We start from the raw sequence: 23,051 nt of genomic DNA, 5'->3' as shown, positions 1-23,051 counted from the left end.
ACTCTCCTGTTGATCCGGCCGCTACTGTAGCGTGCCGGCCACGCCGTGACAGCTACCCTTGCAGGATCAGGCAAGAACTCTGCACCATCGCGCCAGCACTCCTACCGCAGGACAACCATACTGAGTCTCGTTACTTACCCTCACCGTTTCGGGAGTACCTCCTTATGCGTTACCGCACTCTTGGCAATACCGGCCTGTTTGTCTCCGAGCTGTGCCTTGGCACCATGACCTTTGGTGGCCAGGGTGAACTCTGGAGCAAGATCGGGCAACTGGGTCAGAAGGAATCAGAGGCCCTCGTCAAACAGGCGCTGGATGCCGGCATCAACTTCATTGATACCGCGGATGTGTATTCCGAGGGCGAATCGGAAAAACTGACCGGTCGGGCCCTCAGGAATCTCGGCATCCCGCGTGATGACGTCGTGGTGGCCACCAAGGTATTTGGCGCCACCGGCCAGGGCATCAATCAGCTCGGCAACTCTCGCTATCACATCATGGAAGGGGTCAAGGCCAGTCTCAAGCGCCTCGACATGGATCATATTGATCTCTACCAGATTCACGGCTTTGATCCCGCCACCCCGATCGAGGAAACCCTGCGTGCGCTCAATACTCTGGTCGAGCATGGCCATGTGCGCTACATCGGCGTCTCCAACTGGGCCGCATGGCAGATCATGAAGGCCCGCGGCATTGCCGACAAACAGGGCCTCGCACAGTTTCAATCCCTGCAGGCCTACTACACCCTGGCCGGTCGGGATCTCGAGCGGGAGATTGCGCCCATGCTGCAATCAGAAGGCATGGGCCTGATGGTATGGAGCCCGTTGGCCGGCGGGCTGCTCAGCGGCAAGTATGACAGCGATGCGACCGGCAGCGACGGTCGTCGAGCCAGCTTTGATTTCCCGCCGGTCAATACGGACCGGGCCGGCAAGTGCATTGGCGTCATGCAGCAGATTGCCGAGAGCAAGGGCGTCAGCGTCGCGCAGATTGCCCTGGCCTGGCTGCTTCATCAGGACGTGGTGACCAGCGTGATCATTGGCGCCAAGCGTGAGACGCAACTGGCTGACAACCTGGCCTCGGTTGATGTGAAACTAAGTCAGGAGGAGCTGGCACGCCTGGATACCGTTAGTGCACTGCCCACTGAATACCCGGGCTGGATGCTGGAACGCCAGGGCGGTTACCGCGGCAAACAGCTCACCGCCGAATAACAGCTTGAACCGACTGCTGACCCCGGCCGGGGCTCAGCAGTTGCCTTCGCAGGCATTAACGAGGTTTTCGAACGCCACACTGAAATACAGCTCATAACTGTCCTTTTCCACATACCCCAGATGCGGTGTGGCCATCACATTGGGCAACGCCAGCAAGGGGTCGGTATCGGCTGTCGCCGGCTCCTGTTCAAAGACATCCAGCGCCGCCATCCGGCGCGGATGATCAATCAGCGCGTCATGCAGGGCACCTGGTTCAATCAATTCAGCCCGGCTGATATTGACCAGCAGGGCATCCGGTTTCATCCGGGCCAGATCCTGACGCGTTACCAGCCCACGTGTGGCCTCCACCAGCCGCAGGTGCAGCGACAGGACATCGACCTGACTGAAAAAGACCTCGCGCGACTCGGCGCATGCCAGGCCATCGGCCTCGGCCCGGTCCTGTGCCGCCTGACTTCCCCACACCATGACCTGCATGCCAAAGGCCTGACCGTAACCCGCGATCCGCTGACCAATACGGCCATATCCCCAGATTCCCAGGGTACGACCGGACAGCACCCGCCCCAGCCCGGCAGGCTCCGCGCACTGCCATCGCCCCTGTTGCAGATGGGTAATGTAGGCCGGCAGATGACGCGAAGCCGCCATGATCAAGGCCCAGCAAAGCTCGGCCGGCGCCACGGGAGAGCCCCGCCCCTCCAGTACCTGAACACCGTACCGCTCACACAGGGCCACATCGATATGCTGGCTGACCCTGCCTGTCTGACTGATCAGTCGTAAATCAGGAAGCTGCGCCAACAGCGCTTCCGTAATGCAGGTTCGCTCCCGAATCAGCACCAGCGCCTCAACGCCCTGAAGTGCTTCTGCCAGCGCGTCAGCACTGTCAAACGGGCCTGAAAGAATTCTTACATCATGCCCATCAAGCAGTGACAGGCAATCCAGTTCCCTTACTACCTGCTGATAGTCATCAGGAATGGCTATCTTCATGTCATGGCCTCCGATACACCGTAAAAATGCCGCCCCGGATGGCTCATGCAGGTATGGGGCGACGCAGCGTCGGTGTGAATCGATATTAAAAAACCCGCGCCAGAGCGCGGGTTATCCGAGACGTCTACTGTCAGAATCAATCAGCTTTTCTGGGCTCGAACGCCGTCTTCGATACGCTGACCAATGGTGGCATCGATGTTTTTCCAGTACTCGAACACACGCGAGAGTACCGGCTCTTCCACGTCTGCCAGCACATGGCCGACCACGTTACTGACCAGGCGATCGCGAGCCGCATCGTCCATGACCTTGTTGACCAGATCATTGGCCTGGCTGAAGTCATCATCTTCCGGACGCAGTGTATAGGCTGCCCGAACAAACTCGCCATCCGCCTGCCATACCGCGTCTTCCGGATAGGTATCTTCCTGCGCGACCGGACCGCCCTTGCTGTTGGGGGCATACACCGGATCACTGGTCTTGCGAATCCGCATTGCGCCGCCCTTGGCGTAGCTGTTCACTTCCGATTTCGGGGAATTGACCGGAATCTGCTTGTAGTTGACCCCCAGACGCGCCCGGTGAGCATCGGCATAGGAAATCACGCGCGCCAGCAGCATCTTGTCCGGTGAGAAGCCGGTGCCGGGCACGGAGTTGTTCGGCTCGAACGCAGCCTGTTCGATTTCACTGTGGAAATCCGTCGGATTGCGATCCAGCGTCAGCTTGCCGACCTTGATCAGCGGATAGTCGCTGTGCGGCCAGACCTTGGTCAGATCGAACGGATTGATACGGTAGGTTTTGGCATCCTCGAACGGCATGATCTGCATGTGCAGTGTCCAGGACGGGCAATCCCCCTTCTTGATCGAATTGAAGAGATCACGGCGATGGTAGTCCGGATCGACACCATCCATCTTCACCGCTTCTTCCTGTGTCAGGCACTCGATGCCCTGGTCTGTCTTGAAGTGGTACTTGACCCAGAAGCGCTCGCTCTTGTCATTGACCCACATGTAGGTATGACTGGAGTAGCCATTCATGTGGCGCCAGGTCTTCGGAATACCGCGATCCCCCATCAGCCATGCCACCTGGTGCGCGGATTCCGGCGCCAGCGTCCAGAAGTCCCACTGCATGTCATGGTCACGCAGGCCGTTGTCGGCACGGCGCTTCTGGGAATGAATGAAGTGCTGGAACTTCATCGGGTCACGGACAAAGAAGACCGGGGTATTGTTGCCCACCAGGTCAAAGTTGCCGTCTTCGGTATAAAACTTGACCGAAAAACCGCGAGGATCGCGCCAGGTATCCGGGCTGCCGCTCTCACCGGCAACCGTGGAAAATCGTGCAACCACCTCGGTTTTCACGCCCTTTTGCAGGAACTTCGCCCGTGTGTACTGGCTGACATCTTCAGTCACTTCAAAATGACCAAAGGCACCGCTGCCCTTGGCGTGCGGCTGACGGTCCGGGATCATTTCCCGGTTGAAGGCCGCCATCTGCTCCATCAGATAATGATCGTGAAGTACGATCGGGCCATCCGGGCCGACCGACAGCGAATTTTCCTGACTGGATACCGGAATACCGGCATCTGTTGTGGTGCGCTTTTGATCACTCATCAAGGTTTCTCCATTCGTGACGGTCATGGCGTCCTGCCATGTTGTTATTCACCCGACACGGCTCCATCGCTGCTGCCGGGCGTAGTAATCCATGCATATGACCGTGACTGTTCGAGCACCGGCATTCCGGTCGCTTCGAACAGGGCCTGCAGCAACGATAGCATCAATTTACACAAAGAAAAGTGGGCCCGAACGGGCCATTCGGGGGGCAGCAAAAATACAGTCTGGTCACACGTGAGAGGGAAAAACTGCGGCAACCCGCATGCCGACAGGGCTCAAACGCTCTTTTGATAAATTTTATATCTCAAAAATCACTCAAGGATAGTTTTTATAAATACGAGGTATGCAAAAGCCCAATCAAAAAACCCTCGAAATTCGGCCAGGTGTAGCTCGAATACCCCCATCTGCTGGTCCAGCCTCTTCGATCATGGGTCACATGTGCAGATTCAACGGCCTTCTTTGAAAAAACAGCGAGGATCAACAATACTTGCCTCATCCTGAAGAGCATGGCCTTCAGGTCCCATATTCCCTGCCTGCCCTGCCAGGCATGATCATTGATGTACGGGATCATAATGTGCTGAAGGTTTTCTCCTCCCCGGCCGGCCGGTCACGGTTCGGCGCGATAGTCTCGTGTCTTGCATTACTTGCTCTTTCCGGCTGCAGTTCGGCGCCGGGATTTCTCTGGCCGAACGGGCCGGTGGCCGATGCACAGCGCCAGCATCTCTGGCTGGTCATTGCACTGGTCATGATTGTCGTACTCCCGGTATTCATTCTGACCCCGTGGCTCGTCTGGCGTTATCGCTACAAAAGCCAGGCGACCTATCGGCCCCGCTGGAGCTTTTCACTGTGGGTGGACGTACTGATATGGGGCGTACCTGTCGTGATCGTGGCCCTGCTTTCCGTGGCACTCTGGAAAAACACGATCAACCTTGATCCGTACAAGCCGATTGCATCCGACAAGCCGCCGCTCAGAATTCAAGTCATCGGGCTGGACTGGAAGTGGCTGTTCATTTATCCCGACCACCATATAGCCACCCTCGGGCAACTGGTGATTCCGGTCGACCGGCCAGTGTCGTTTACCCTGACCTCCGCCACGGTCATGCAGTCCTTCATTGTGCCGGCCCTGGGCGGCCAGATTGATGTCATGAACCGCATGGTTACCCGCCTCAACCTGATGGCAGACCACACCGGTGAATTCATGGGTCGCAACATGCAGTACAACGGCGAGGGCTTTTATGCGCAGCAATTCACGACCCGAGCGGTCAGCGACAGTGAGTTCGCGACCTTCATCGACCAGGTCACGACCCAGGGCCAGCCGCTGAATGCCCATGCCTGGGGTGTACTGAAGCAGCAGAACAACTGGAAGGACGTTGCTCGAATATTGAATGATGGCCTGCCGCCGCCGGCCCCCATGGTGGCCTTCAGCCAGCTTCCCGCATCGCTGTTTCAGGATGTGGCCCGCCATCAGCCGATTGCCTGGAACGGCAGCACCGCCACCGATACTTCCGGGAAGGATACCTCCCATCACGACAGGACACCGGCACAGTGACCCTATTTGGCGCGCCCCTGCTCGGGCGCATGACTCTGGATGCCCTGCCCTTCCGGGACATGGTGCAGCACCCCACGCGTGAAAATATCGTTAATGGCCTTATCGCCTCCGGCGCGGCCCTCATGGTGATACTGGCTGCCATCACGGTGCTGGGCCTGATCACCTGGTACGGCAAGTGGAAAACCCTGTGGTGTGACTGGCTGACCAGTGTCGATCACAAGAAGATCGGCATCATGTTCATCGTGATCGCCCTGGCCATGCTGGCTCGTGCACTGGTGGAGGCCTTTTTCATGCGTGCCCAGCAGGCGGTCGGGCTGGACGGCGGCTTTCTGTCGCCGGAGCATTACGGCCAGCTGTTTACCACCCACGGCACCATCATGATCTTTTTCATGGCAATGCCCTTCCTGACCGGCATCATCAACTACGTCATGCCGATGCAGATCGGTGCCCGGGACGTTTCCTTTCCGGTCATGAACTCGATCAGCCTGGGGCTTACCGCGGCCGGCGCGGCACTGGCCATGATCTCCCTGGTACTGGCACCCTTTTCAACCGGCGGCTGGACCGGCTACCCGCCCTTCACCGAACTGGCCGCCAATCCGGGGCCCGGCGTGGATTACTGGTTGTGGGCCATTACCCTGTCGACATTGTCATCGACCATGACCGGCATCAACTTTGCAGTGACCCTCTATAAAAAGCGCGCGCCAGGCATGGGGCTGATGCGCATGCCCCTGTTCTGCTGGACGGCGCTTTGCACCTCGATTCTGATGATTTTCGGCATGCCGCCGCTGACGGTGGCCACAGGGCTTCTGGCGCTGGACCGCTACCTTGACTTTCATATGTTCACCGCGGATCTCGGCGGCAACATGATGAACTATATCAACCTGTTCTGGGCCTTTGGCCACCCGGAGGTCTACATCCTGATCCTGCCGGCTTTCGGTATCTATTCGGAAATATTTTCCACCTTTTCAGGCAAGCGGCTGTATGGTTATACGGCACTGGTCATCGCCACCATGGCCATTGCCGTGCTGTCCTTTACCGTATGGCTGCATCACTTTTTCACCATGGGCCAGAGCGCGCATATCAATGCCGTATTCGGTATTGCCACCATGCTGATCGGCATTCCTACCGGGGTGAAAATCTATGACTGGATGTTGACCATGTACCGCGGGCGTGTGCGCCTGACGGTACCGATGCTCTATGCCTGCGGTTTTTTGATCCTGTTTTCGATCGGCGGGCTGTCGGGCATTATTCTGGCCACGCCTAGCATCGACTATCAGATCCACAACTCCCTGTTTCTGGTTGCCCACTTTCACAACATGCTGATACCGGGCCTGCTGTTCGGCATGCTGGCCGGATACACCTACTGGTTTCCCAAGGCCTTTGGCTTTCAGCTGGCTCCTCGCTGGGGCTACCGCGCCGCCTGGAGCTGGATCATTGGCTTCATGCTGGCCTTTTTTCCGCTGTATGCACTTGGGCTTCTGGGCATGCCGCGTCGTGCCCTGTCGTTTTTCAATCCGACCTACCTGCCCTGGACCATCTCGGCGCTGCTGGGTGCCGTGCTGATCCTGTTCGCCTTTTTCGGGCTGATCATGCAGCTGTGGCAGAGCATCAAACAGCGGGCTTCCCTTGCAGTGCCAATCGGCGACCCCTGGGATGGACGAAGCCTTGAATGGGCCATGCCCTCTCCTCCACCGGAATACAATTTCCCGGTGCTGCCCAGCATCAATAGCCATGATGCCTTCGCACGTCAGAAAGGCAGCGGACAGCACTATGAAACGCCGGAATATTATGAAGACATCGTCCTGCCGGCCAACACGGCCATGGGGGCAGCATTGGGCGGTGCCGGTTTTCTGATGGCCTTTGGCCTGACCTGGCACATGTGGTGGCTGGTCATCCTCGGGGCCGTGGCCGTACTGATGTCACTTGTCGGACGCGGTTTCGTGCGTCAGACCACGCGGACCATTCCGGCGGCTGTGGTTGAGCGTCAGCACCGGGCCTGGATGAATGCCGTGCTTGAAACCACACCGATTACTCGCGCCGACGAGCAGGCACCTGCCAATCAGGGCCTGCCGGTATCCCCTCGGGAAGGAGCCGTACAATGACCCGTCAGACTCCCGCGTCCGACATACGCCATCCCGGCCTCAACCTCGGGGAGCCTCACAAGGAAGCCCATACGGCCAACGAAGAGCTGGCCTTCGGGTTCTGGGTCTTCATGATGAGCGACCTGATTGTGTTCGGGCTGCTGTTTGCCACCTATGCCACCATGCTGGGCGGTACCGCCGGTGGTCCCGGACCATCGGATGTGCTTGAACTCAAGGGGCCTTTCATCGAAACCATGCTGCTGCTGGCCAGCAGCTTTACCTTCGGCATGGCGTCTCTGGCGCTCAAGTACGAGCAGGGCAAACTCCGCCTGATCGGCTGGCTGCTGATTACCCTGCTGCTCGGGCTTGGGTTCATTGCCCATGAACTCATGGATTTTCAGAGCATGTTCAGCAAGGGCGGCGTGCCGAGCCGCAGTGGCTTTTTATCAGCCTTTTTCTCGCTGGTGCCCCTGCACGGCCTCCACGTCACCGCGGCCTGCCTGTGGATGCTGGCCATTCTGGGGCAAATGGCTGTCTACGGGGTTGATACCAGTGTCAAGACCGGCCTGATGCGTCTGGCGATTTTATGGCACTTCCTCGATATCGTCTGGATCGGCATCTTTTCAGTGGTGTATCTCGGAGGGCTGAGCGGATGACAACACGGCAGACAACAGGCAACGAGGCATCGCCGGAGGACCGGGCGCAGGCACAGCGACGGGAATTCAGAAGCTATGTGATCGGCGGGGTGCTGGCACTGATATTGACGCTGATCCCCTTCGCACTGGTGGCCTTCACCCATCTTCCACCGATAGCGACCTGGATCGTCATCGGGGAGTGCGCCATTATTCAGGTCGTCGTGCATTTTCGCTTTTTCCTGCACATCACCCTGGCCAGAAACACGCGGGAAGACCTGCAGCTGATCCTGTTCACCTTCCTGATCCTGTTGATCATGGTGGGCGGCACCCTGTGGATTCTCTTCAATCTCTACTACCGCATGATGCCGGACATGGTGCCGTAACGTACCTGCAGAATGTGACGGATAAAAAAAGCGCCCTGACGGGCGCTTTTTACATTCATGCAGTCCAGGGCAATCCAGTATCCCCCTAGCGGGATAAAAAGCGACTTCGCAACAGGTCAATCAACTGACGCAGCCCCGGTGGGGACTGTCGCCTTCCCGGGTAGTACATGCCAAAGGGCGCACCAACAGAGGCCCATTCCGGCAGTACGATTTCAAGCTGGCCGTTCTGTACTTCCTTCTCGACACGCCACGCCAGGCAATACGCCAGCCCCACCCCTTCAATAGCCGACGCAATACTGTATTCCGTGTCGTTGGAACTGACAGGGCCCGTCACGTCGAGCCGCACCAGGGCTTCATCATTACCAAGCTCCCAGGGCATCTGCCGGTTGTCACCGAGCCGCATCTGAATACACGGATAGCGCAGCAGATCCTCCGGGCTGGCCGGTCGGCCCATCAGATCCAGAAGCTCCGGCGACCCTACAACAACCCAGTCCAGCGGATCAGTCAGCGGCAGCGCCACCATGTCGCCGGGGACATGATCCAGATAGCGGATACCGGCATCAAACCCGCCGGCGACAATATCCACCGGGCGATCATCAACACATATGTCGAGAGTGATCTGTGAATAACGCTCAACAAAGGCAACGGTCGAGGGTGCAAGCAGCAGCCGCGCTGCATCACGGGGAACGTTGATCCGCAGCTGACCGACCGGATCGTGGCGCCAGGTATCCAGTGCACCCAGTGCATTGTTGATCAGGTCAAATCCTTCATTGAGCCGAGAGGCCAGCGCCTGGCCTGCCTGAGTAGGCAGCACCGATCGACTGGTGCGATTCAGAAGGCGCACCCCCAATCGCGTCTCAAGCCGCCGCAATCGGTGGCTCAACGCGGAAGTGCTGACGCCCAGTTCGATACCGGCGCGTGTAAAGTTGCCGTGGCGTACAATGGCCAGAAAGGCCTTGAGGTCACCCATGTCCGGCGATCCGCTGTGAGGCATTGTGTCTACCGCTCATCCCATCATTGAATTGAACTCAATGATAGCAGGGTCTTCAAGCAGGTATACTGCGTATCGCAGGGCCAGAAGCTCAGGACGAGTGTGGTAATACGGATGTTACGCTGTCCCTGCCCGCCTTTTATCGTTACCCCGCATGATCCCTCCGCAGCACTCTTCGCCCGCTTATCTCCAGGAGCCATGGATGACGTATCTTCCAGCTGAGGACCGCTACGAGCGGATGCCCTATCGTCGATGTGGCCGATCCGGCCTGAAGCTTCCGGCCATTTCCCTTGGTCTCTGGCATAACTTCGGCCACGACAAGCCGCATGCCATCAAGCGCGAAATCTGCCGTACGGCCTTTGATCTGGGCATTACGCACTTTGACCTTGCCAATAACTACGGACCGCCGGCCGGCAGTGCCGAGGAAGCCTTTGGCGAGATTCTACGGACGGATTTCAAGGGACTCAGGGACGAGCTGGTCATCTCATCCAAGGCAGGCTACGACATGTGGCCCGGTCCGTACGGCAACTGGGGCAGCCGCAAGTACCTGATGGCGTCCTGTGATCAGTCGCTCAAACGCCTTGGCGTCGATTACGTCGACATTTTCTACTCCCACCGTGTTGATCCGGAAACACCGCTTGAAGAAACCATGGGGGCGCTGGATAGTCTCGTGCGTCAGGGCAAGGCCCTCTACGTGGGAATCTCTTCCTACGGTACCAAACGCACCCGGGAAGCGGCAGCCATTCTGAAGGAACTGGGCACGCCCTGTCTGATCCATCAGCCCAGCTACAACATGATCAATCGCTGGATCGAGCAGGATGGCCTGAAAGACACCCTGCACGAGCTGGGTATCGGCTCCATCGCCTTTACGGCGCTGGCCCAGGGCATGCTGACCGACAAGTATCTGCAGGGAATCCCGGAAGGCTCCAGAGTGACGGAAGGCAAGTCGCTGTCGAGGGATATGCTTGACGAGCGAACCATCGAGCACCTGAACCGGCTCAATGATATTGCCGCACGTCGGGGCCAGAGCCTGGCGCAGATGGCCATTGCCTGGGTACTCAGAAATGAAGGCATCACTACCGCACTGATTGGTGCATCAAGTGCCGACCAGGTCCGCGACAGCGCAGCCGCCATCGACAACCTGTCATTCACTGAAGACGAACTGGCCGAGATTGACCGCTACGCCGTGGATGCCGACATCAACCTGTGGAAGCCCTCCTCCGACGTCTGAGCGGCATGGTGATAGATACAACAACGGCCCCAGAGGGCCGTTGTTGTATACGCGCGTCACTGCCATCACATCCTGAACGATGCGCTGCCTATTCCATTACAAACATGAAGCGATCCCGCGTCCAGACAAGTTTCTCAAGATCCAGAGCTGTATCCTCCGGCCGCTCGAACAACATCTGGCGACCGCAACTTTCGGCTGGGGTAACAAATTCTTCCACCAGGTGGTAATACGGCCGATTGCAGTAATCATCAAACAGTAAACGTGTTCCCGGAGCGGCATTCAACAGGGACGTCAAAAAGCAGGCTACTCGAAACCGACCATCTACCAGCACCAGATCCGGTGAAATCCCCTCGGGCCACCAGCCATTGATGTAGTCCTCAAAGCGATCACGGTGCTTGTAGGACAGGGCGCGTCCCCAGTCGCCCACCGGGCCGGTGTCACAGTAACGAACCGTGGCTCGTTCGGGCACGGCAATATCAGTCCTGACGGAGACCGCCCAACGCTCATCGCTTTCCACACTCTCAAGCCGGGCATTGGTATGCTTCGCCATCCATCGGGTTGACTGGCCGACCCCGTACTCGCCATAACACTGTGACTCGCCGGCAAGCCGCTTGAACAGCGCGTCATCACCATCAAAAAGGCGGTCCTCGTTTTCCATTTTAACGATGGTAAATCCCATCGGTTCAAGTTTGGCCTTGAGTTCATCAATCGTTAAATTTGCCATGCGGATTCCTTTCGACGGGATGGATCACATATTACTGTCATCACTAATCTACAGAGTGCAATGCCATCTGATTCAGGGAATAGACCGTCATAATGCCCCCAGGCCTGATGATCAATACAATGACCGAAACGCAGCGCAGACACTAAAAAGCCCACCTTCCGGCGGGCCGTATCTCACCAGAGACAGAGTGCGTTGACGCACAGCAAGAGCTCAGGATGTAGCAGTCACCTCGGCGTTGTCCTGCTGCTCGGTCGTGGCAATCAGTGCGGTCCCTGCCAGATCACCTGTGACGTTGATGGCCGTGCAGCCCATTCCCACCAGCGCGTCGATGGACGTCAGCAGGGCAACGGTTTCGATCGGCAGACCTACCTGTGTAAAGACCGTGGCAATCATGACGATGCCGGCACCCGGCACCCCTGCCGTGCCAACGGAAATCAGCGTACCCAGCAGGACAATATCAACCATCTGGGACAAACTCAGCGGCACCCCCATGACATTGGCTGCAAAAACGGCCGACACGGCAATGCGAATGGCTGCGCCATCCATGTTGATGGTAGCCCCCAGAGGCAGGCTGAACCCGTAAAGGCCTTGTGGCAGCGAAAGCCGACGTGCCGCATCAAGCGTCAGAGGCAACGTACCGGAACTGCTTTGCGTGGCAAAGGCAGTCGCCATGGGCGTTCGAGCCGCTTTGAAGAAAGCACCGACGCGCACTCCAAATCCAGCCATCAATATCCCGTAGACCACCAGTTGCAGAGCCAGCGCCACGTAAAGCACCAGAATCATGTCCCCCAGCGACAGCAGCGTGGATACGCCCTGCTTTCCCACGGTTTCAGCGACAATGGCAAACACGCCAATGGGTACATAATGCAGCACCCCATCCATCACCTTGAGGGTCAGTACATTCAGCCCTTCGACACCCTGATAAAGCCGCTCTGCCAGTGCGCCATGGGTCTCGCTGCGGCGTAGCTCAAGCAGCGCCAGCCCGAAGACCACTGCGGTAAAGATGATACCCAGCAGGTTCGGCCCGGCCATCGCCTCGACAATATTGGCAGGCACAATCGACAGCAACACATGGAAAAATCCGGGATTATCCGGCACCGAGACCTGAGCACCATCACCCAACACCATGCCCTCACCGGGCTGAAGCACGGAAGCCACGGCCAACCCGACCATCATGGCCAGGGCAGTACTGATGACATAGTAAAGCAGGACCTTGCCGCCCATACGCCCTGCACGGCCCGACTCGATCTGGTTGATGCCACTGACCAGCGTGAACAGTACGATGGGCACGATCAGAAACTGCAGCAACCGCAGCAGTAAATCGCCCAGTGGAGCCAGCCAGTCGGCAGCGGTGTCGCCGCCCAGAAACCCGACCGCCAGGCCCAGTACCAGCGCGAGCGTTACTCGCAGAATCAATGATGCCTCGAAATAAGGGCGCATCATCTTCGTTAATACTTTCATGTCTGCATCCTGTTAACGACCGGAAAATCCATGTTATTCCCTCCCTGCCCTCGGCTGGCACGCCGCACGACTCAGCGTAAACCCGGCAAGTGATCCGGCCCGCGTTCCCGTGTGCAGCCAGTCCGCCAGTGTATCTCCCAACGCGCAGGCAAACTTGAAACCATGGCCTGAAAACCCGCCGGCCATCACCAGCCCCGGCATCACCTCGTCAATCAGAAAATGCTCATCCGGCGTGCGGATGTACTGACAGACCGCGCCATGGCGCAGCGCACCAACGCCAGGCAGATAACGATCGATCACCTGCTGAAGCTCGGCCATATCCTCGTCATGGTCACCAAACGGGGCCAGAGGCACCCCGGGTTGAACCGTCTGCCCCTGATCGTGACGGCCCATCTTGAAGCCGGCACCGTTCAGATCCGGAAAGCCATAATAAATACCACGTTCCGGGTCGGTCAGACTGAAACCCGGAAAGCAGTCCGGCTGATACCGGGCATCAGCGTCAAACCAGGCAAACGTCTTGCGTACACGGGTCAGGGGAACATGAATGCCTAATGGCGTCAGCAGCGGCTCGATATGCTGACCGGCCGCCAGAAGCACTCGTTCCGCCGTAAAACGGCGGCCATCGGCGCATACCGCAGTAGCTCCCCCACCCTGCAGGGGCTCCAGAGCGATCACGGAAGCATTCGTCGTCAACGTGACGTGACGGGCACGCTCGATGCGGGCGCGCCAGGCCGCCACGATGCGCTCGACCCACAGCACGCCGGCCCGGTGTTCCACGGCGGCCGTCCAGTCGGTATTTATCTGCCAGCCCGGGAACCGACGGCGGGCCGTGTCCCCGGCCAGGACGGTCAGAGGAAGTCCGTACTCACGGGCGCTGGCCTGAACCTGTTGAATGAAGGGTACATCAGACGGCCCCATGTTGATGACGCCACAGGGCAACAGCAACGACGCCCCCGTCTCCTGCTCCAGCTGTTGCCACCCGGCCCAGGCCTGCTCGGCCAGTCCGACGTATCCACTGCCCTCGCCGTAAGCCAGTCGAATCAGCCGAGTCTCTCCGTGATGGGCGCCGTGGGAATGCGGCGGGCAGTGCGCGTCCAGAACCTGGATCGACTCGGCACCTGCCCGCACAAGGGCATCGGCAGCGGCCAGTCCCATGCTGCCGCCCCCGATGATCAAATGGCGTGAAGCGTGTTGCGTCTGTGTCACGGTGGTGCCGTCCTCTGGCCAGTAGAAAAGGGCTGTCAGTATAACGGCACCCCGGCGGTGAGACGAAAAACGCCCGGCTCACTGGCCGGGCGCTTGAACGCTGCGGAGTATCAGCCCCTTTTATCTTCGGTTCGAGTCTCGAAGTCGCTGGCCTCATGACGCTCGTGCAGCTGCGTATGGAGCTCGCCGAAGGTTCGGTTGACCATGCGACCGCGCTGGACGGCTGGACGTTCATCAATCTCACGGGCCCAGCGCTGTACGTGTTCATAGTCCTGCACCTGCAGGAATTCGGCCGCATCATAGAGCCGACCCAGCGCCAGCTGACCATACCAGGCCCAGACGGCGATATCGGCGATGGTATACATGTCACCAGCCAGATAACGGTGCTCGGCCAGACGACGGTCCAGTACATCCAGCTGACGCTTGGTTTCCATCGTAAAGCGATCAATCGCGTACTCGATCTTGACCGGCGCGTAGTTATAGAAGTGGCCAAATCCACCGCCCAGATAGGGCGCACTGCCCATCTGCCAGAAGAGCCAGTTCATGGTTTCGGTGCGGTGCTGAATATCTCCGGGCAGGAACTCGTCGAACTTTTCAGCCAGATAAAGAAGGATTGAACCGGACTCGAAGATCCGGACCGGCGCCTCACCACTGTGATCCATCAGCGCCGGGATCTTGGAGTTGGGATTGATGTCCACAAACCCGCTGCCGAACTGATCTCCCTCACCAATGTCGACCAGCCAGGCATCGTATTGCGCGCCTTCATAGCCCAGTGCCAGCAGCTCCTCGAACATTACGCCGGCCTTGACGCCGTTGGGGGTGGCCAGCGAGTACAACTGAAACGGGTGCCGACCGACCGGTAGCTCCCGGTCATGCGTGGGCCCGGCAACAGGCCGATTGGTACCGGCAAACTTGCCGCCACTTTGCTTTTCCCAGGTCCAGACTTTTGGCGGTGTATAATCGTCGCTCATGGCGCCCTCTTTAGCGGAGTAATTTCATGCCTGCTAACAGGCAGGGTATCGTGTCCAAAGCTAGAATGGTTCAGGACATGTCGCCAGTCCGACATTCAACGTCCTGTGAACACCTCGGCGCGTTCCGGTGGTCTGGCGAAATCACCTGCCTGATGCCATCCACTTAAAACCGGTCCCCGCCCTTGAAGTAGCCAATGATTGATTGAACGGACTGACCGGGTACCTGCCTGTCTGCAGCGTCAGGCGCACGCTCGAGGTCGTCATGTACGGGATGTACAAGAGGCCTGCCCTGGCCTCCCCCTGCGCAGGGGGCCGCCACACTCGCCAGACACCAACGGGCTGCCATGATGCAGGCCCTGTCATTCACCCATGCAACGCCGTCACCGGCCGCTGAAAGGATTCCCATGTTTCGCTGGTTTGAACAACGCCTTGATCCCTTCCCGCCCGACGAGCCTCGGCGCCCGCCGGCCAGCCTTCTGGCCTTTTGCCTGCACTATACCAAAGGAGCCTGGCCGTATCTGGCCGTCGCTACCGTATTGATGGTGGCCATTGCCGCCATCGAGGTCTGGCTGTTCAGTTTTGTCGGACAGATCGTCGACTGGCTCAGCACTCAGGACCGTCAGACCTTTCTGGCCGATCAGGGCTGGGCGCTGGCCGGTATGGGAGCGCTGATACTGATCGTGCTGCCGGCGCTGGTCGTTTTGCACTCCCTGTTCAACCATCAGACATTGATGGGCAACTTTCCCATGCGTATTCGCTGGCTGGCGCATCGCTACCTGCTCAGACAGGCCATGCCGTTTTATCAGGATGAATTTGCCGGACGCATCGCGACCCGCGTCATGCAGACAGCACTCGCCGTACGCGAGTGCGTCATCAAGCTGTTTGATGTGCTCAACTACGTGGTCGTCTATTTCATTGGCACCCTGGTGCTGGTGGCCAGCGCCGACTGGCGGCTGGCTGTTCCCCTGCTGATCTGGCTGGTCGGCTACGTCATCCTGCTGCGCATCTTTGTACCGATCATGAGCCGTGTTTCGGAATCGCAGGCCGATGCACGTTCACAGATGACCGGCCGTATCGTCGACAGCTACAGCAACATTCAGACCCTCAAGCTGTTTTCCCATGCACGCCGTGAAGCCGACTTTGCCCGTGAGGGAATGAGTGCCTTCATGACCACCGTGCATCGGCAAATGCGGCTGGTGACCGGGCTGTACGGCCTGCTGTATGTCCTGAATGCCCTGCTGCTGTTTGCCATCGGGGCGCTGGCCATCCGGCTGTGGCTTCAGGAGGCGATTACCGTGGGAGCCATTGCCGTGGCACTGGGGCTGGTAATGCGGCTGTGGGGCATGTCGCAATGGATCATGTGGGAAGTTTCCAGCCTGTTTGAAAATATCGGTACCGTTCAGGACGGCATGACCATGCTGTCCCGGCCTCACGAGGTGGAAGACAGTCAGGATGCCCCGCCGCTCTCCCTCACCCGGGGTGAAATCGTGTTTGACCATCTGCAGTTTCACTATGGCAAGGGCAACGGCGTCATCGATGACCTTTCTCTGACCATCGCCCCGGGTGAAAGGATCGGTCTGATCGGCCCATCCGGGGCCGGCAAGTCGACCCTCGTGAACCTTCTGCTGCGTTTTTATGATGTCGAAGGCGGCAGCATTCGCATTGATGGCCAGAACGTGGCCGCCGTGAACCAGGAAAGCCTGCGGGCCAGAATCGGCATGGTGACTCAGGACACGGCACTGCTGCACCGCTCGATTCGAGACAACTTGGCGTATGGTCGTCCCGATGCCAGTGAACAGGAACTGTGGCAGGCCGCCGGCGAAGCCCACGTGGCAGACTTCATCGCGGGACTCAAGGACAGCGAAGGCCGGGAAGGCATGGATGCCCATGTCGGAGAGCGCGGGGTGAAACTGTCCGGCGGCCAGCGCCAGCGCCTGGCCATCGCCCGCGTCATCCTGAAGAATGCTCCGATCCTGATCCTGGACGAAGCCACCTCGGCACTGGACTCCGACGTTGAAGCCGCCATTCAGGACAATCTGGATCATCTGATGGAAGGCAAGACAGTCATTGCCATTGCCCACCGACTCTCTACCATCGCAGCGATGGACCGGCTGGTCGTCATGGAAGGGGGCCATATTGTCGAGCAGGGCTCTCACCAGCAACTGCTGGCGAAGGACGGTTTGTATGCCCGGCTATGGCGTCGCCAGTCCGGCGGCTTTCTGGACACTGACCACCAGGGGAACCTGGATGACGGTCCCGAGTAGCCTCACGGCAACGCGCGCAGGCTGGAACAGTCTCATCATGAAAATGGCCTCCCGAGGGAGGCCATTCATTATTCCGGTACAGCACTCCAACACAGGCTCATGAAGAGCGGGACGTATCAGAACTGACCGTAGCGCTGGACTCATAGGTATAGTCATCATCCAGTACATGCTCGGGATCATTCAGCTCCCCACGGACAAAGGCCAGCAGCCGCTCATCGGCCTCCTTGTCCCTGGCCTTCGCGTCAAACCGATGGCGAATGACAATGCGGGCACGCTGGTGATTAAAGAGCCCGCCCAGCATGAAAAAGGCACTGCCGATCAAGAAAAGCCAGGCCAGAAACGACAGCAATTGCGCACGATCACTGGCACTTTCATAACTCCAGATGTACGGCACCGACCCCACGACAAACAGCACGGACCCTACAATGAAGGTCACGGCGGTGAGGTTCATCAATTGCAGGGTCAACAGCGCCGATGCCCGAATCACCATCATGACGTTCAGGCTGGCCCCGATCAAAAACAGTACGGAACCGATCACGAAAAGCCAGGCGCCAGGCACAACCCAGTGCCACCAGGAAAGAAAGAACAGGCTGCCGATGGCGTACAGTATCGTCCCGACGATATAGATACCGAGCGCGGCCGACTCCAGTATCCGGGAAGGCGATACCCGCCGGCGGTTCCAGAAACGACGAACCTCAATCACATCGTGTGCCTGGACGACCAGGTACACCAGCGAGCCCACGAAAAACAGCCAGGCACCAATATCCTTCCAGGCCTCGAAGCGAGGAAAGAACATGATGCTGCCCACAATGAACATGACGCCGCCCAGCTCGTACAGCACCGCATTGATGCCTTCCCACCGGTAGTCCCTGTTCAGGTCATGAGCCCCGCGCCCGGGGCGCGAAGTGCGTGGACGATCAGTAAAAAGATGCGGCATGTCGGATATCACTTTGAAAAACGATAGCGAAGTGTAGTTGCCCGAGGCGGGTCGCATCCATGGCGCAGACAAAAAGTAATATGGCGGGGAGATGAACATGACACCGGCCGACACGGAGAAGCCCGGCCGCGATACATCGTCGGCCGGGCCTCGGGCAGGTCGTGTCATAACATCATGTGACACATCGATCAGCCCTGTCTCATGCGCCTCGTGCACCGGTATGGAGTGTGTAGATGGACCGGCTGGCAGCCATCAGCAGCTGGTTGCGCTTTTCCCCGACAAAACAGACATTGCCACAGACCTCCGGCAGCAGGACCCGGCCGATCAACGTGCCATCCGGGGCGAACACGGCAACGCCATCCGACCCCTCGCCTCCCGAGGTGGCCGCCCAGATATTGCCATCCTCATCGGCAGCCAGGCCGTCGTACTGCTCCTTGATACTTTGCGTCAGAACCTTGCCACCGGACAGCGACTGGCCGTTCTGCTCAATGGTAAACCGGGTGATGGTCGCGGGATGGTCCTTGAAATGAGACGGCGCCGTATCGCTGACATACAGGGTCTTGCCATCAGCCAGCAGGGCCACGCCGTTGGGCTTTTTAAGCGTATCGTTCAAAAGCCGCGGCTCGTCCATCCCGTCATTGATGAAATATACCGCCGGGGCCAGCTCCAGTGGCCGCTTTTTGCCCTCATAGTCAGCGTGAGCGCCATACCCCGGGTCGGTAAAGATGATTCCCCCTTCCGGCAGGGCTACCAGATCATTGGGTGCATTGAGCGGCTTGCCATTGAACGTTGAGGCCAGCACCGTCACCGAGCCATCCCACTCATAACGCACTACCCGGGGAGGCGCGTGTTCGCAGGCCACCAGCCGGCCCTGGTGATCGAAGGTATTCCCGTTTGAATGGCCTACCCCTTCGCGCAGGACGGAGACCTGCCCGGTGACCTCATCCCAGCGCATCTGACGGGCACGCGGGATATCACTGAACACTGCGTAACGCCCCACGGCGTTCCATGCCGGACCTTCCAGCCACAGCCCGCCACTCCACTGGCGCTCCAACGGCGCGTTGAAGAGGTAATACGCTTCAAAGCGTTTATCGATGACCTTCCATGCCTTGTCCGGATAGCGGCTCGGCTGGGGCTCGGAGGTGGCGGCCCAGGCAGAAGGCAGGGCTGCAGAGGCAGCAAGCGCGGCAGAAGCAGCAAGAAAGTGGCGGCGCGGAAAAGACATGAAGGCTCCTTTGAATCAATGATGCGGGAACAGGCCGCGGGTAATGAAACACAGGCACCGGCAATACCGGTGGTATGCGTTTCGGTTCCATCAGGCACATATGACAAAGGCTGACCCCATGCGGGAATCAGCCTTTTTGAATTTACCACCCCTGTCACTTTCAGACAGGTTCATGCACATCAAACAACACTCATCACTCTGTTACGTCACGCGTAGTGAAATCGCTCGATACGATCCCGAATTGCCGATTCAGGGCCAATCAGCTCACGAAGCTCTCCTTCCGTCAGACCAATCTCGCTGTGTCGCTCGGCGATGGTGGAATAGCTTTCCCCATGACGTATGGCATCTTCGACCAGCATGGACAGTTCCTTGCGGTCATCCAGCGCAACGTGGTCAAAGTGATGGCCGGACCGCTGATGCTCAAGCGACAGCTCCTTCCGACAGCGCTTGAGCAGCTGGTCGGTGACAAACGGCGTGCGTTGCATGACTTCACCTCCTCGTTGACGTATGACTGAAAGCTAGAACTACCGTTGGCACCGGGCCATCACTCTTTAGGCGTATACCCGTTCAGTCATGGCGCCATATCAGAAGCGGCATCCAGAGGCCCATCACGATCATCGATTCAGGAACATGGTCGAAAACTGCTCCACGTCCTGCAGCGTCTGCCCCTCAGCAGGGGCATTGATATTGCAATGAACCACTCAGGCAGGCGGCTGTAAATACCGTATCTAACACCGCCCAGCTCACGGCCATCACCATCAGAAATGCCGTGGCAAGGATGGCAATCACCGTCTGATAGCTGGTCTCGTCAGCGCTCCTGGCGGCGATACTGCACAAGGGAGACGTCCACCGTGACCGACAGCGCCTCCAGTGCCGCGGCCCGTGCGCGCCCTTCTGCAGACGCCCGGTACAGATGAGGTGTCATGGCCAGCAGATCGGCAATGCCCTGAGCGGTGTCGATCTCGCAGGTAAAGCGCACCGTATCAAGGGCGTGATGTACAAACCCGTGCGGCACCTCATCCCGCGGCGGCCTGTCAGGCTTGAGCGTCGGGTAGATGACCTCCCGCAACTCCCGCAGGTGATCCGGACCGGCCTCGACCTTGATCAGCGTGCCGCCGGGCTTCAGTACCCGTTCAAACTCCGCCATCATCGGAAATCCGAACATGCACAGCACCACGTCAACAGAGGCCGGCTGCACCGGCAAATTGGCGTTGCTGCCGACCACCCAGGCCATGGTATCGCCACTGTCCTGCTTCGCAGCCGCCATGACCGCCCACTTGGAAATGTCCAGTCCCAACAGGGAAAGCGCCTGCCCGGCCGGCGCCTGAGCGGCCAGTTCACGCAGGTAGTAGCCTTCACCGCACCCGGCATCCAGGCAGGTTAGCGGCCCTTCCACCGGATTCAATGCCATGACCAGACGGCTGACCGCCGCGGCAATCGGGGCGTAGTGCCCCGCCGCCAGAAACCGCTGACGCGCCGCGACCATGGGCTTGCTGTCACCCGGGTCCGCCGAGCGCTTGTTTTGTACCGGCAGCAGGTTCACATACCCCTGGCGCGCAATATCGAACCCGTGCCCGTGTTCACAGCGCCAGCTGCTGCCTTCCTGCGTGAGCCTGCGACCATCAATCGGGCAGGCCAGTCGTTCAAAGGGGGTACTCATCATCGCAGCACCTTCTGAAGGTATCCGGGTCGTGTCATGCGGAAGACATCCTCAATGCATTTCATCAGGCTCGAGCGAGCCGTTGTCGCGCCATCGTGCTACAGACCGGCCGGAATGCAAAGCACCACCCCGTTCCGGGCGTCCTTCTCGACCTTTCCACCAGAAGGCATTGACTTGCTCCCCAATGAGCGCACTATACATCCATACACCATCCATATGGATGGTTTAAACAACCCATGGGCGTGCGCTCCCGGCCACCCCATCACCCAGGTACTCACATGAGCGTCCATGAACTGCGCCGCAGAACCGGCGAATCAAGCGAGAAGATCACCATCAATCTGGGGGTGGTGGATCTTGGCCAGATTGATCTGCTCGTTCAGGAAGGGTTTTATTCCAACCGCACCGATCTCATCCGCACCGCCATCCGCAACCAGCTGGCCACTCATGCCGAGGTCGTCAGGGACACCGTAAGCCGCAAGGCCTTCGTCCTGGGGCTTGAGCACTACAGCCGCGCTGATCTCGAGGCCCTGCAGGCCGCGGGTGAAACCCTTCAGATTCAGGTACTGGGCATGGCCAGCATCGCCAGTGATGTCTCCCCGGAGCTGGCACTCGCCACCATAGAATCGGTAGTGGTACTGGGTGCCCTGCATGCCAGTGCCGCCGTCAAGTCCGCCCTTGCCGACCGCATCCACTGAGTCTGTGAACAGAGGTAGTAAAATGATCAACCCCGCGATGACACAGCGAATGGAAGAAGCCACACGGCTTACCCGGGCCGGACGACTCAAGGAAGCCATGTCCCTGCTCCAGGGTGCGATGCCTGACGCAAGCCACGATGAAACCGCCTCGACGAGAGCAGCCGGCGAGGCATGGAAGGGCCAGACCTTCGACGGTGACTGGCAGGTCGTGGGGGAGGAATCAGGCCCCCAAAGGGAGTTCACCCGCGATGACACTCATGCTGCCCGAGCGTGGCGCACCTACAGGGACGCCACGGCCTCAGCGACGCAGGCCGAACAGGCCCCCACCGATGTACTGCCGGGCACGTTTACCTCCGGGCACTTTACTCACCCGGCCGGCACGCGAGAGTACAAACTTTATATTCCAGATGGAGGTGAAGGTCAGACGCTGCCTCTGGTGGTCATGCTGCATGGCTGCACCCAGGGGCCTGATGACTTCGCCATCGGCACCGCCATGAACCACCTGGCCGAGGCGCAGACCTGCTGCGTGCTGTATCCGGCTCAGCCGATGAGCGCCAATCACTCAAGGTGCTGGAACTGGTTCAGGGCCGAAGACCAGCAGCGCGAGGGCGGCGAGCCGGCGATCCTTGCCGGCATGATCCGCCAGCTCATCGCCACTCATGAACTGGATGCCCGCCGGGTCTACGTGGCCGGCCTCTCGGCCGGGGGGGCCATGGCTACTACGCTGGCCATGACCTATCCGGAGCTGTTCGCCGCAGTGGGCGTGCATTCCGGCCTGCCTCATGGCGTAGCCCGGGGCCTGCCTGATGCCATGGCACTAATGCAGGGCGGAACCGGCGGCGGCAGTGCACGCGCCAGGTCCTGGGCCTCGGCAGTACCTGCCATCATCTTCCACGGGGATCGGGATACCACCGTGCATCCCGCCAATGCAGACCGGATCGCTGCTCAGTACGCCATCACCCATCAGCAGACCCGCGTTACCGTGGAACAGGGCCAGGTCAAACACGGCCACGCCTATACGCGGACCCTTCATCATGACGCGACAGGCACGCCCTGCCTGGAACAGTGGCAGATACAGGGGGCCGGTCATGCCTGGTCAGGAGGCAGTAACAAAGGCAGCTATACCGATCCCAAGGGCCCCGACGCCTCCCGGGAAATGCTGCGCTTTTTCTCCCATCACTCCAGGGGCTGAAGAAGGGCCTGGCTGCTGCGCGGGTGCACGCCTCGCGCGGCAAGGCTACAGTAGCGGCTTCACACTCCTGA

At 59.2% G+C, this 23,051-nt stretch carries 20 protein-coding genes; 9 read left to right on the top strand and 11 right to left on the bottom strand.

The features are described from left to right. The first annotated feature begins 164 nt into the window (after nt 1-164). Complete coding sequence (locus OQ287_RS00780) at nt 165-1,199, top strand: aldo/keto reductase (protein ID WP_250935982.1); 1,035 nt, start codon at nt 165-167, stop codon at nt 1,197-1,199. A gap of 33 nt (nt 1,200-1,232) precedes the next feature. Here OQ287_RS00780 and OQ287_RS00775 read toward each other — a convergent pair whose 3' ends face one another. Together OQ287_RS00775 and OQ287_RS00770 are read right to left on the bottom strand one after the other, a co-directional pair. Further along, nucleotides 1,233-2,180, bottom strand: coding sequence for a D-2-hydroxyacid dehydrogenase family protein (locus tag OQ287_RS00775; RefSeq protein WP_265895258.1), 948 nt, complete (start codon nt 2,178-2,180; stop codon nt 1,233-1,235). Nucleotides 2,181-2,320: 140 nt separating this feature from the next. Next, nucleotides 2,321-3,775 carry a catalase gene (locus OQ287_RS00770; protein ID WP_250935978.1) on the bottom strand — a complete coding sequence of 485 codons (1,455 nt, stop codon included), beginning with the start codon at nt 3,773-3,775 and terminating at the stop codon, nt 2,321-2,323. 487 nt (nt 3,776-4,262) lie between these two features. Between OQ287_RS00770 and OQ287_RS00765 the strand changes: the two genes are divergently transcribed. From OQ287_RS00765 to cyoD, 4 genes are read left to right on the top strand one after another with little or no spacing between them, the layout of a single operon-like run. Next, entirely contained in the window at nt 4,263-5,324 is a 1,062-nt protein-coding gene (locus OQ287_RS00765; RefSeq protein ID WP_265895256.1) for a cytochrome c oxidase subunit II, read from the top strand. Then, on the top strand, nt 5,321-7,426 hold the full coding sequence (locus OQ287_RS00760) for a cbb3-type cytochrome c oxidase subunit I (RefSeq protein WP_265895255.1): 2,106 nt from the start codon (nt 5,321-5,323) through the stop codon (nt 7,424-7,426). Before OQ287_RS00765 ends, OQ287_RS00760 begins: the two co-directional genes overlap by 4 nt. Beyond that, complete coding sequence (locus OQ287_RS00755; protein WP_265895254.1) at nt 7,423-8,061, top strand: cytochrome c oxidase subunit 3; 639 nt, start codon at nt 7,423-7,425, stop codon at nt 8,059-8,061. The genes OQ287_RS00760 and OQ287_RS00755 overlap by 4 nt, the downstream gene beginning before the upstream one ends. Continuing rightward, entirely contained in the window at nt 8,058-8,423 is a 366-nt protein-coding gene (gene cyoD / locus OQ287_RS00750; RefSeq protein WP_265895253.1) for a cytochrome o ubiquinol oxidase subunit IV, read from the top strand. The genes OQ287_RS00755 and cyoD overlap by 4 nt, the downstream gene beginning before the upstream one ends. An 85-nt stretch (nt 8,424-8,508) precedes the next feature. Here the strand turns inward: cyoD and OQ287_RS00745 are convergent, their stop codons facing one another. Then, a complete protein-coding gene (locus tag OQ287_RS00745) occupies nt 8,509-9,393 on the bottom strand; it encodes a LysR family transcriptional regulator (RefSeq protein WP_250935970.1) in 885 nt (294 codons plus the stop codon). 223 nt (nt 9,394-9,616) lie between these two features. Between OQ287_RS00745 and mgrA the strand changes: the two genes are divergently transcribed. Then, entirely contained in the window at nt 9,617-10,645 is a 1,029-nt protein-coding gene (mgrA, locus tag OQ287_RS00740; RefSeq protein ID WP_265895252.1) for an L-glyceraldehyde 3-phosphate reductase, read from the top strand. 88 nt (nt 10,646-10,733) lie between these two features. On the opposite strand, the gene OQ287_RS00735 is transcribed toward mgrA, so the two are convergent. The 4 genes from OQ287_RS00735 to yghU all read right to left on the bottom strand — a co-directional run bounded on the left by OQ287_RS00735 (nt 10,734) and on the right by yghU (nt 15,007). Next, nucleotides 10,734-11,369 (bottom strand): hypothetical protein, encoded by a 636-nt coding sequence (locus OQ287_RS00735; RefSeq protein ID WP_265895251.1) that lies wholly within the window; start codon nt 11,367-11,369, stop codon nt 10,734-10,736. Nucleotides 11,370-11,579: 210 nt separating this feature from the next. Then, nucleotides 11,580-12,830, bottom strand: a complete 1,251-nt coding sequence (locus OQ287_RS00730) for a dicarboxylate/amino acid:cation symporter (protein ID WP_265895250.1) — start codon at nt 12,828-12,830, stop codon at nt 11,580-11,582. Between the two features lie 33 nt (nt 12,831-12,863). Continuing rightward, nucleotides 12,864-14,036, bottom strand: a complete 1,173-nt coding sequence (gene solA / locus OQ287_RS00725) for an N-methyl-L-tryptophan oxidase (RefSeq protein ID WP_265895249.1) — start codon at nt 14,034-14,036, stop codon at nt 12,864-12,866. A gap of 110 nt (nt 14,037-14,146) precedes the next feature. Continuing rightward, the gene (yghU, locus tag OQ287_RS00720) at nt 14,147-15,007 is read right to left on the bottom strand and encodes a glutathione-dependent disulfide-bond oxidoreductase (RefSeq protein WP_265895248.1); all 861 of its coding nucleotides are present in this window, start codon (nt 15,005-15,007) and stop codon (nt 14,147-14,149) included. Nucleotides 15,008-15,411: 404 nt separating this feature from the next. Between yghU and OQ287_RS00715 the strand changes: the two genes are divergently transcribed. After that, nucleotides 15,412-17,271 carry an ABC transporter ATP-binding protein gene (locus OQ287_RS00715; protein ID WP_250935963.1) on the top strand — a complete coding sequence of 620 codons (1,860 nt, stop codon included), beginning with the start codon at nt 15,412-15,414 and terminating at the stop codon, nt 17,269-17,271. Nucleotides 17,272-17,368: 97 nt separating this feature from the next. On the opposite strand, the gene OQ287_RS00710 is transcribed toward OQ287_RS00715, so the two are convergent. The 4 genes from OQ287_RS00710 to OQ287_RS00695 all read right to left on the bottom strand — a co-directional run bounded on the left by OQ287_RS00710 (nt 17,369) and on the right by OQ287_RS00695 (nt 21,096). Continuing rightward, nucleotides 17,369-18,208: a YrhK family protein gene (locus OQ287_RS00710; protein WP_250935961.1), complete on the bottom strand. Its 840-nt coding sequence runs from the start codon at nt 18,206-18,208 to the stop codon at nt 17,369-17,371. A 199-nt stretch (nt 18,209-18,407) separates the two neighbouring features. Continuing rightward, on the bottom strand, nt 18,408-19,433 hold the full coding sequence (locus OQ287_RS00705; RefSeq protein WP_250935959.1) for an SMP-30/gluconolactonase/LRE family protein: 1,026 nt from the start codon (nt 19,431-19,433) through the stop codon (nt 18,408-18,410). Nucleotides 19,434-19,639: 206 nt separating this feature from the next. After that, nucleotides 19,640-19,918, bottom strand: a complete 279-nt coding sequence (locus OQ287_RS00700) for a hypothetical protein (protein WP_250935957.1) — start codon at nt 19,916-19,918, stop codon at nt 19,640-19,642. Nucleotides 19,919-20,241: 323 nt separating this feature from the next. Next, complete coding sequence (locus OQ287_RS00695) at nt 20,242-21,096, bottom strand: putative RNA methyltransferase (protein ID WP_265895246.1); 855 nt, start codon at nt 21,094-21,096, stop codon at nt 20,242-20,244. 275 nt (nt 21,097-21,371) lie between these two features. On the opposite strand from OQ287_RS00695, the gene OQ287_RS00690 reads away from it, so the two are divergent. Next, nucleotides 21,372-21,788, top strand: a complete 417-nt coding sequence (locus OQ287_RS00690; protein WP_265895244.1) for a CopG family transcriptional regulator — start codon at nt 21,372-21,374, stop codon at nt 21,786-21,788. 37 nt (nt 21,789-21,825) lie between these two features. Further along, on the top strand, nt 21,826-22,980 hold the full coding sequence (locus tag OQ287_RS00685) for an extracellular catalytic domain type 1 short-chain-length polyhydroxyalkanoate depolymerase (protein ID WP_322974079.1): 1,155 nt from the start codon (nt 21,826-21,828) through the stop codon (nt 22,978-22,980). Nucleotides 22,981-23,051: the final 71 nt, after the last annotated feature.

The organism is Larsenimonas rhizosphaerae (assembly GCF_026240105.1).
GTDB classification, from domain to species: domain Bacteria; phylum Pseudomonadota; class Gammaproteobacteria; order Pseudomonadales; family Halomonadaceae; genus Larsenimonas; species Larsenimonas rhizosphaerae.
Note: the sequence above shows the minus strand (reverse complement) of the source record. Positions and strands in the feature narration are given on the sequence as shown.